This window comes from Streptomyces acidicola, from assembly GCF_009377235.1.
In the GTDB taxonomy this organism is placed as follows: Bacteria; Actinomycetota; Actinomycetes; order Streptomycetales; family Streptomycetaceae; genus Streptomyces; species Streptomyces acidicola.
This window is the reverse complement of record NZ_VMNX01000346.1, coordinates 1-7,432: the sequence shown is the minus strand read 5'-3', so window position 1 is coordinate 7,432 and position 7,432 is coordinate 1. Positions and strand designations below refer to the sequence as shown.

Annotated in this window: 7 protein-coding genes; 3 read left to right on the top strand and 4 right to left on the bottom strand. The window is 72.5% G+C overall.

Going from position 1 to position 7,432, the window contains the following annotated elements; translation table 11 throughout:
* Window positions 1–1,393: outer membrane protein assembly factor BamB family protein (locus FPZ41_RS43080; RefSeq protein ID WP_152869939.1), on the top strand; the 1,393-nt coding region annotated here is incomplete at its 5' end.
* Between the two features lie 196 nt (window positions 1,394–1,589).
* Window positions 1,590–2,150, top strand: a complete 561-nt coding sequence (locus FPZ41_RS43075; RefSeq protein ID WP_152869937.1) for a hypothetical protein — start codon at window positions 1,590–1,592, stop codon at window positions 2,148–2,150.
* A gap of 26 nt (window positions 2,151–2,176) precedes the next feature.
* On the opposite strand, the gene FPZ41_RS43070 is transcribed toward FPZ41_RS43075, so the two are convergent.
* From FPZ41_RS43070 to FPZ41_RS43060, 3 genes are read right to left on the bottom strand one after another with little or no spacing between them, the layout of a single operon-like run.
* Window positions 2,177–2,983 carry an enoyl-CoA hydratase/isomerase family protein gene (locus FPZ41_RS43070; protein ID WP_322621471.1) on the bottom strand — a complete coding sequence of 269 codons (807 nt, stop codon included), beginning with the start codon at window positions 2,981–2,983 and terminating at the stop codon, window positions 2,177–2,179.
* The gene (locus tag FPZ41_RS43065) at window positions 2,980–3,396 is read right to left on the bottom strand and encodes a Zn-ribbon domain-containing OB-fold protein (protein ID WP_152869935.1); all 417 of its coding nucleotides are present in this window, start codon (window positions 3,394–3,396) and stop codon (window positions 2,980–2,982) included. Before FPZ41_RS43065 ends, FPZ41_RS43070 begins: the two co-directional genes overlap by 4 nt.
* Before the next feature lie 43 nt (window positions 3,397–3,439).
* Window positions 3,440–4,588 carry a lipid-transfer protein gene (locus FPZ41_RS43060; protein WP_152869933.1) on the bottom strand — a complete coding sequence of 383 codons (1,149 nt, stop codon included), beginning with the start codon at window positions 4,586–4,588 and terminating at the stop codon, window positions 3,440–3,442.
* Window positions 4,589–4,743: 155 nt separating this feature from the next.
* Between FPZ41_RS43060 and FPZ41_RS43055 the strand changes: the two genes are divergently transcribed.
* Window positions 4,744–6,345: a FadD3 family acyl-CoA ligase gene (locus FPZ41_RS43055; RefSeq protein ID WP_322621470.1), complete on the top strand. Its 1,602-nt coding sequence runs from the start codon at window positions 4,744–4,746 to the stop codon at window positions 6,343–6,345.
* 13 nt (window positions 6,346–6,358) lie between these two features.
* On the opposite strand, the gene FPZ41_RS43050 is transcribed toward FPZ41_RS43055, so the two are convergent.
* Window positions 6,359–7,336: a hypothetical protein gene (locus FPZ41_RS43050; RefSeq protein WP_322621469.1), complete on the bottom strand. Its 978-nt coding sequence runs from the start codon at window positions 7,334–7,336 to the stop codon at window positions 6,359–6,361.
* Between the last annotated feature and the right edge of the window lie 96 nt (window positions 7,337–7,432).

The window sequence follows — 7,432 nt, the reverse complement described above, 5'->3', positions numbered from 1 at the left end:
GGTGTCGGGGGCGCCGTCGTACGACCCCGTACCCGTGCCCGCGCCCGCCGGCGCCCCCGACACCGGCCCCGTACGGCTCGCGGGCGCCCAGGTGCCCATCGGGCCCGGACCGCGCGTGGCCGACGCCCGAGCCGCCGCCGTGAAGGCGCCCCCTCCCGAGGCGGGCCTCGTGGCCTCCTGGGCGCGCCCGCGCCCCGGCGTGAACGGCGCCGACCCTGCTGCCGCCGCGACCCACGCGCCGTCCGCGCCCCCTGAGGCCGGAGCGGGCTGGCGCCCCTGGCGTTTCCGCATGTCGAACGACGTCTGGGGGACCCCGACGGTCGCCGACGACCTCGTCTACGTCACCTCCTTCGAGGTACACGCGCTCGACGTGGCGACCGGCCGCCGCCGCTTCAAGACACGGGACGTGGCCTGGTCGATGGCGGTCGCGGACGGCCGTATCCACGCCTCCGACGGACCCACCCTGTTCGCCCTGGACGCCCGCGAGGGCAACGACCTGTGGCGGCTCTCGGTGGACGCCTGGGTGTACTCGCTGAAGGCCGACCGGGGCACCGTCGTCACCGGCACGCGCGGCGGCGGCGTCCAGGCCTGGGAGGCCTCGAACGGCCAGAAACTGTGGGAGATCACCGGCGCCCAGACCGACTTCGAGTCCCCCGAGGCGGGCCCCCTCGTCCAGGACGGCACGGTCTTCGTCTGGAAGGGCGCCCGGCTGCGCGCCCTGGAGGCCCGTACGGGTGAGGAACGCTGGTCGTACCCGATCGGCGACGCGGCCTCCTGCGGCGGCGTCCCGGTGCGTCTGACGCCCGCCGCGGACGGCTACGTCTACGTCTCGGCCGGCTCGCGCGTCCTGGCCATCGACATCGCGGGCGGCCATGTCCGCTGGCACTTCGAGGCCCCGGCGGTGTTCCTGTGCGCACCGACCTTCGTGCCCGGACCGGCGGTCACGGGCGGCGGCATCTACCTCGCCGACTACCTGGGCACGGTCTACGCCCTCGACGCCGCCGACGGCCGTGACCGCTGGCGCATCGCGACGGAGGCGCGGTCGTCGCTCGATCCGGTCCTGGTGGCCGCGGGCCATGTCCATGTGGGCAGCGGCAAGGGCCTCTACACGCTGGACGCGGTCACCGGCACCCCCAAGTGGCGCTTCCAGGCGGGCGGCGACATCGTGGGCGCCCCCGCAGTCGCCGAGGGCCGTATCCACTTCGGTTCCACCGACCACCTCCTCTACACCCTCAAGTCCGACGACGGCCGCCTCCGCTGGAAGCTGGCCACGGGCGGCGAGATCACGGGCTCTCCCGTGGTGCGGGACGGAGTCGTGTACGCGTGCAGCAAGGACCGGTGCGTGTACGCGCTGGACGCGGAGAAGGGCACGGGGACCGCTCGGACCACGTAGACGGCGCCGCGGCGGCTCTCCGGGGCCGCCGGGCGCCCCCGGGAGCGGCGCCCAGGGCGCTGCTAGGGTGGCGTGCACCTGTCATCAGGCGGGCCTTGCGGGCCCTCGCGGTTGCACCGCGGCCCGTGCCCGCGTGCGGGTGCCATGCCAACCCGCCACCCGCCCACCCAACAGTTCTCAACGGGGGTTGAAGAACGTGAAACTTCGCCATGTCCGGGCAGTCGCCGTCTTCTCCATCGTCGTCATAGCCCTCACGGGCGCCCGCCGTTCCCACGGCGGTGGCTGCGACAACTCCGACTCCTCGTCATCGAGTTCGAGCAGCAGCACCGGCGGCACCACCGGTGACGTCGGCAAGGACAACGACTACGACTACGGCGGCACCACGACGTCCGGCGTCACGTCCGGCACGAGCACGTCGGGCGCCGGCAGCTCGTCCGGCTCCACGGGCGGCACCAGCAGGAACCGCGCGGACAAGGACGTGAAGATCGAGAGCTGCGAGCTCGACGCGGCCCGCGGCATCGTCGCCCGCGTCCGCGCCACCAACAGCAGCGCGAGCACGACGTACACCTACAAGTTCAGCGTCACCTTCAGGGACCCGGACGGTTCGCCCGTCCGCACCAGCAGCTCCAGCATCCCGTACGTCGCCGCCGGTTCCTTCGACACCCTGGACGTGGCCGCCGCCTACGCCCCCACGGACGCACAGAACACGAGCGGCGTCACCTGCCGGCTGAGCGCGGTGAGCCGCACGGCCGCGTAGCTCCGGGCGACTCTGCGCGGCTGAGCTCAGCGCGTCCTGAAGTCCGGGCGGCGGGCGGTGAACAGCTCCGCCTGCCGCTCCGGGGGCAGGTTGCCGAGGGCCACGAGATTGCCCGCGTGCGCGAGCGCCTGAGCGCGGGACGCCTCCTGCGCCGCCCAGCACGCCCGCACCGTCCCCTGGACCGCCTCGGCCGGATACGAGGCGATGACGGACGCGCACCGCACCGCCGCCGCGAGCGCCTCACCGGGCGCGGTCACCTCGGACACCAGTCCCACCTCGTACGCCCGCCGCGCGGAGACCCGCTCGGCCGTCCCCATGAGCGCCATCCGCGCCACCTCCCCGAACGGCATGCGCTGCGCCAGGTAGATCGACTCGAACGCGCTGACCATCCCGTACGTGGTGTGCGGGTCGAAGAAGGTCGCCGTCTCGTCCGCGACGACGAACTCCGCCTCGCCGATGAGGTAGAACGCCCCGCCGCAGGCCATCCCGCCCACGGCCACGACGACCGGCTTCCACAGGTCGTTCGCCTTCGGCCCGATCGCGATGAGCGGGTCGTCCACCATGTACGGCGAACCCGGCTGCGGCACCTCGGCCCTCCGGTCGAGCCCCGTACAGAAGGCCCGCTCTCCCGCACCTGTGAGGACCACGGCCCGTACGGTGTCGTCGAACCGGAACTCCCGCCAGACAGCGGACAGCTCACCGGCCATCTCCAGGTCGATGGCGTTGAGGCGCTCGGGCCGGTCAAGGGTGAGGACGGCGACACCGGTGTCCTTGTCGACGGCCGTACGCAGACCACTCCGACGATGGGGGCCGTGCGCTTCGCTCGCGCTCACGCCCGCTCCAGTACCCACTGGGGCAGACCGTCCTCGTCGAAGACCACCTGCACCCTCGCCCCGATCCGCACCCGCTCCATCGCGACGGAGTCGAGCCGCCCGCCCGCCTCGGCGACCAGGTTCCCGACGAGCCGTATGCGTGGCGCCTCGGCCAGCTCGACGAGGACCACGGGGTACGGCGCCTGCTCCGCGTAGTCCGGCAGCAGGGGCGGGTGCGGGACGACGTACGACCAGACGCGGCCGTGCCCGCTCATCTCGCGCCACTCGCTCGCGAAGGACTGGCAGTGCGGGCAGCAGGGGCGGGGCGGGAAGCGGAGCTCACCGCAGTCGGCGCACGCCTGGATCCGGAGCTCGCCCCGGCCGGTGTACTCCCAGAAGGGGGCGCCGTCGTCGTCCACGACAGGTGTCAGCATCACTCGACTCCTCACGTACTTGCTCAGTCGGGTCCGCAGCTGCTCAGGTCCGCAGCAGCAGGGCGGAGGTGGGGACTCCCTCACCGGCCGTGACCAGACACGTGGCGGCGTCCGGGACCTGGGCGGTACTGGTGCCCCGCAGCTGCCTCACGCCCTCGTTGATGAGGTTGAAGCCGTGCACGTACGCCTCGGAGAGCCCCCCGCCGCTGGTGTTGAGGGGCAGTCGGCCGCCGCTCTCCAGCGCGCCGCCTTCGGTGAAGGCGCCGCCCTCGCCGCGCCCGCAGAATCCGTAGCCCTCCAGGGACAGCGGTATCAGCGCGGTGAACGCGTCGTAGATCTGCGCGACGTCCACGTCCTCGGGGCCGAAGTCGGCGTGTTTCCACAGGTGCCGGGCGGCGGTCCAGGCGGGGCCGGTCAGGGGGTCGTCGTTCCAGTAGTTGACCATGCCGTGGTGCTGGGCGGGCAGGCCCTGAGCGGCGGAGTGGACGTACACGGGCCGGTGGCGGCAGTCCCGCGCCCGCTCGGCGGAGACGATGACGCAGGCCAGCGCGCCGTCCGTCTCCAGGCAGTTGTCGAAGAGACAGAGGGGCTCGCTGATCCACCGGGAGGTCATATACATGTCCCGCGTGAGGGGGCGCTCGTACATGACGGCCGCGGGGTTCTGGTTGGCGCGGTTGCGGCAGGCGAGCGCGACGTTGAACAGATGGTCCCGTGTGGTGCCGTACTCGTGCATGTGGCGGCGGGCGAGCATGGCGATCTCGTCGACCGGCCTGAGGAGGCCGAACGGGCGCGTCCACTGGGCGGGCGTGGGGAGTTGAACCCCGGTGTTCTTCCAGGGACGCGGCCCCGACCCCCGCTTCCGTGACCGCCAGGCGACCCCGACGCTCGCCTGACCCGTGGCGACGGCGGCGGCCAGGTGCGCGACGGTGGCGCAGGAACCGCCCCCGCCGTACCCGACCTTGCTGAAGAAGGTCAGATCCCCGAGCCCCAGGGCCTTGGCAACCTCCACCTCATCGGTCTCCTCCATGGTGTAGGAGGCGAGCCCGTCGACCTCGCCCGGGTCGATCCCGGCGTCGTGGAGCGCGGCGAGGATCGCACGGCACGCCAACGCCTTCTCGCTCTCCGGGAGTTGCTTGGCGAAGGCGGTCTGTCCGATCCCGACGACGGCGGTCGCGTCCTTGAGGGTGGCCATGCGCACGCACCTCCACGGGTGTGCCCCTGCTCCTGGGCGTCCTGGTGGCTGACAGTCCGTCAGGCTACAGCTAATCTGACGGGTAGTCAGCTAAGCCGACTGAGTCAGCTGAGCTGCGTCAGCTACGGTGCCACGGCTTCGGGAGGCGGCCTGTCGTGCGCGGTGACTTGGAGTGGGGGAGCATTCCCGGACTGGTCCGGTCGGCGGCCGAGCGGTACGGCCCGACCGAGGCGGTGGTGGAGGGCCGTACGCGCGTCTCGTACGCGGAACTCGGCGCCCGCGTCGAACGCGCCGCGACGGCCTGCGTCGCGAACGGTGTCCGGAGCGGCGACCGCGTGGCGATCTGGGCGCCCAACACCCTCGACTGGATCGTCTCGGCCCTGGGCGCGGTCTCGGCGGGCGCGGTCCTCGTCCCGCTCAACACCCGGTTCAAGGGTGCGGAAGCGGCGTACGTCCTCGAACGCAGCCGTGCGAAGCTGCTCTTCATCACGGGCACCTTCCTCGGCACCTCGTACGTGGCGTCGCTGCGGCGGGCGGCCCGGCAGGGGCACGGGCCCGGCCCGCTTCCCGCGCTCCCGCACCTGGAACAGGTGGTGGTCCTCGCGGACGACGCACCGGCCGACTTCCGCACCTGGAAGGACTTCCTGGCGAGCGGCGACGGGGTGGCGGCGGGGCAGGTGCGCGACCGCGAGAGGTCCCTCTCGGGGGACTCGCCCTCCGACATCGTCTACACCTCGGGCACGACCGGGCGGCCCAAGGGCGCGGTGATCACCCACGCGCAGACACTCCGCGCGTACGAGGTGTGGAGCGACCTGGCGGGCCTGCGCCACGGCGACCGCTACCTCATCGTGAACCCCTTCTTCCACACCTTCGGCTACAAGGCGGGCGTCCTGGCCTGTCTGATGCGGGGCGCGACGATGATCCCGCAGCCGGTGTTCAACGTGGACACGGCCCTGGCGAACATAGCCTCGGAACGTATCTCGGTCCTCCCCGGCCCTCCGACCCTCCACCAGTCACTCCTGGACCACCCGTCCCGTGACGACCACGACCTGTCGGCGTTGCGGCTGGTGGTGACGGGAGCGGCGGTCGTCCCCCTGCAACTCGTCGAACGGCTGCGGTCGGAGCTGCGGGTGGACACGGTCCTCACCGCGTACGGCCTGTCCGAGGCCAGCGGCATCGTGACGATGTGCCGGCGCGGGGACGAGGCCCAGGCGATCGCGTCCACGTCCGGCCGGGCGATCCCGGGGGCGGAGGTCAAGGTGGTGGCCGCGTCGGGCGCGCCGCAGCCCGTGGGCGTGCCCGGCGAGGTCCTGGTCCGGGGCTTCAACGTCATGCGGGGCTACTTCGAGGACGCGGCCGAGACCGCGAAAGTGCTCACTCCGGACGGCTGGCTGAGGACGGGCGACGTGGGCGTACTGGACGAGGCGGGCAACCTCCGCATCACCGACCGGATCAAGGACATGTTCATCGTCGGCGGCTTCAACGCGTACCCCGCCGAGATAGAGCAACTCCTCATGCTCCACCCCGACGTGGCCGACGTGGCCGTGATCGGCGTTCCGGACGTGCGGCTGGGCGAGGTCGGCAAGGCGTTCGTGGTCCGGCGCCCGGGGTCCCCGACCACCGCGGACGACCTGATCGCCTGGTCCCGCCGCGAGATGGCGAACTACAAGGTGCCGAGGTCGGTGCAGTTCCTGGCGGAACTCCCGCGGAACGCGAGCGGGAAGGTGGTGAAGGGGGAGTTGCGGGGCGGGAGGTGAGGCGGGTGTGGCCTCAGGGACGGGAGGAACCCCTGACCCGATGGTGCTCCCCGAGTGCCGCGCGGATCTCAGCGAGTATGGCCGCGGGCCGGAGGAAGACGTCCTCCGCGGTGAAGCGCAGGAGCGTACGGACCTCAGGGCACTGGAGGACCTGGTTGAAGCGGTACACGTCCCGCCGGTGGGACTCCCGGGTGCCGTGGTAGGCGTAGCCCTCGATCTCCACGCCCAGTCCCTCGGCACGGAAGAGGAAGTCCAGGAAGCGGCGTCGCCCGTCAGGGGTGCGCAACTCGGCCTGGCTCTCGGGCCGGAGGTCCGCGTCCCGCATCCGGAGGCGGGCGATCGTCTCGGCAGGCGATCCGGAGCGCGGGTCGGCCAGCTCCAGCCAACGGAGGGCCCTGAGTGCGCCTTGCAGGGGAGGACCCAGTGCGGGGGCGGGCGCGAGGGCGTCGGCGAGGGCGGCCGGCGTGGTGAGGGGAGCGCGCCGCACCCGTCCGACCGTCCGCCGGGAGAGCGCCGAGTCCACGGAGACGAGGGCCTCGTCCCTAGGCCCGGCCCGGAGGAGGTCGGCCAGCGTACGGTTCACGGCGGTGACCCGCAGACCGCCCCGCTCCACGACCTCACGGGCAGCGAGGGGAATCCGGTGGACGCGTACACCCCCGCCCTCCCGCCGGGTGCCGAGGTGCGGGTCGATGAACTCCAGAGGCACGCCCCGCGCCGGGCCCAACGCCGGGCCCAGCGTCTCGATCCGCCACAGGGCCGCCGCAGCGCGGTGACTGACGACCAGCTCCGGCTTCAGCAACTGCACGACCCGCAACCGCGTCCCCCAGTCCACCTCCCGCCCCGGCTCGACCCAGGCGCCCGCCCGGACCTGGGTCCACCCACCTTCACGGAGCGTCCGGTTGAGCGCCCGCCGGGACCACCCGGCACCCAGGGCACGGGAGGTCAGCAGCACCCCACCTTCGACCAGCCGCCTGAGTTCTGCACCTTTCACGGCCCCAGGGTGCCGAAGAAGCCGACGCTTGGTCTGGCTCTGTGGATAACCCCGGTCTGGGGCTGCGGGAAGGGGGAGGTGGGAAGAGAAGCGGGA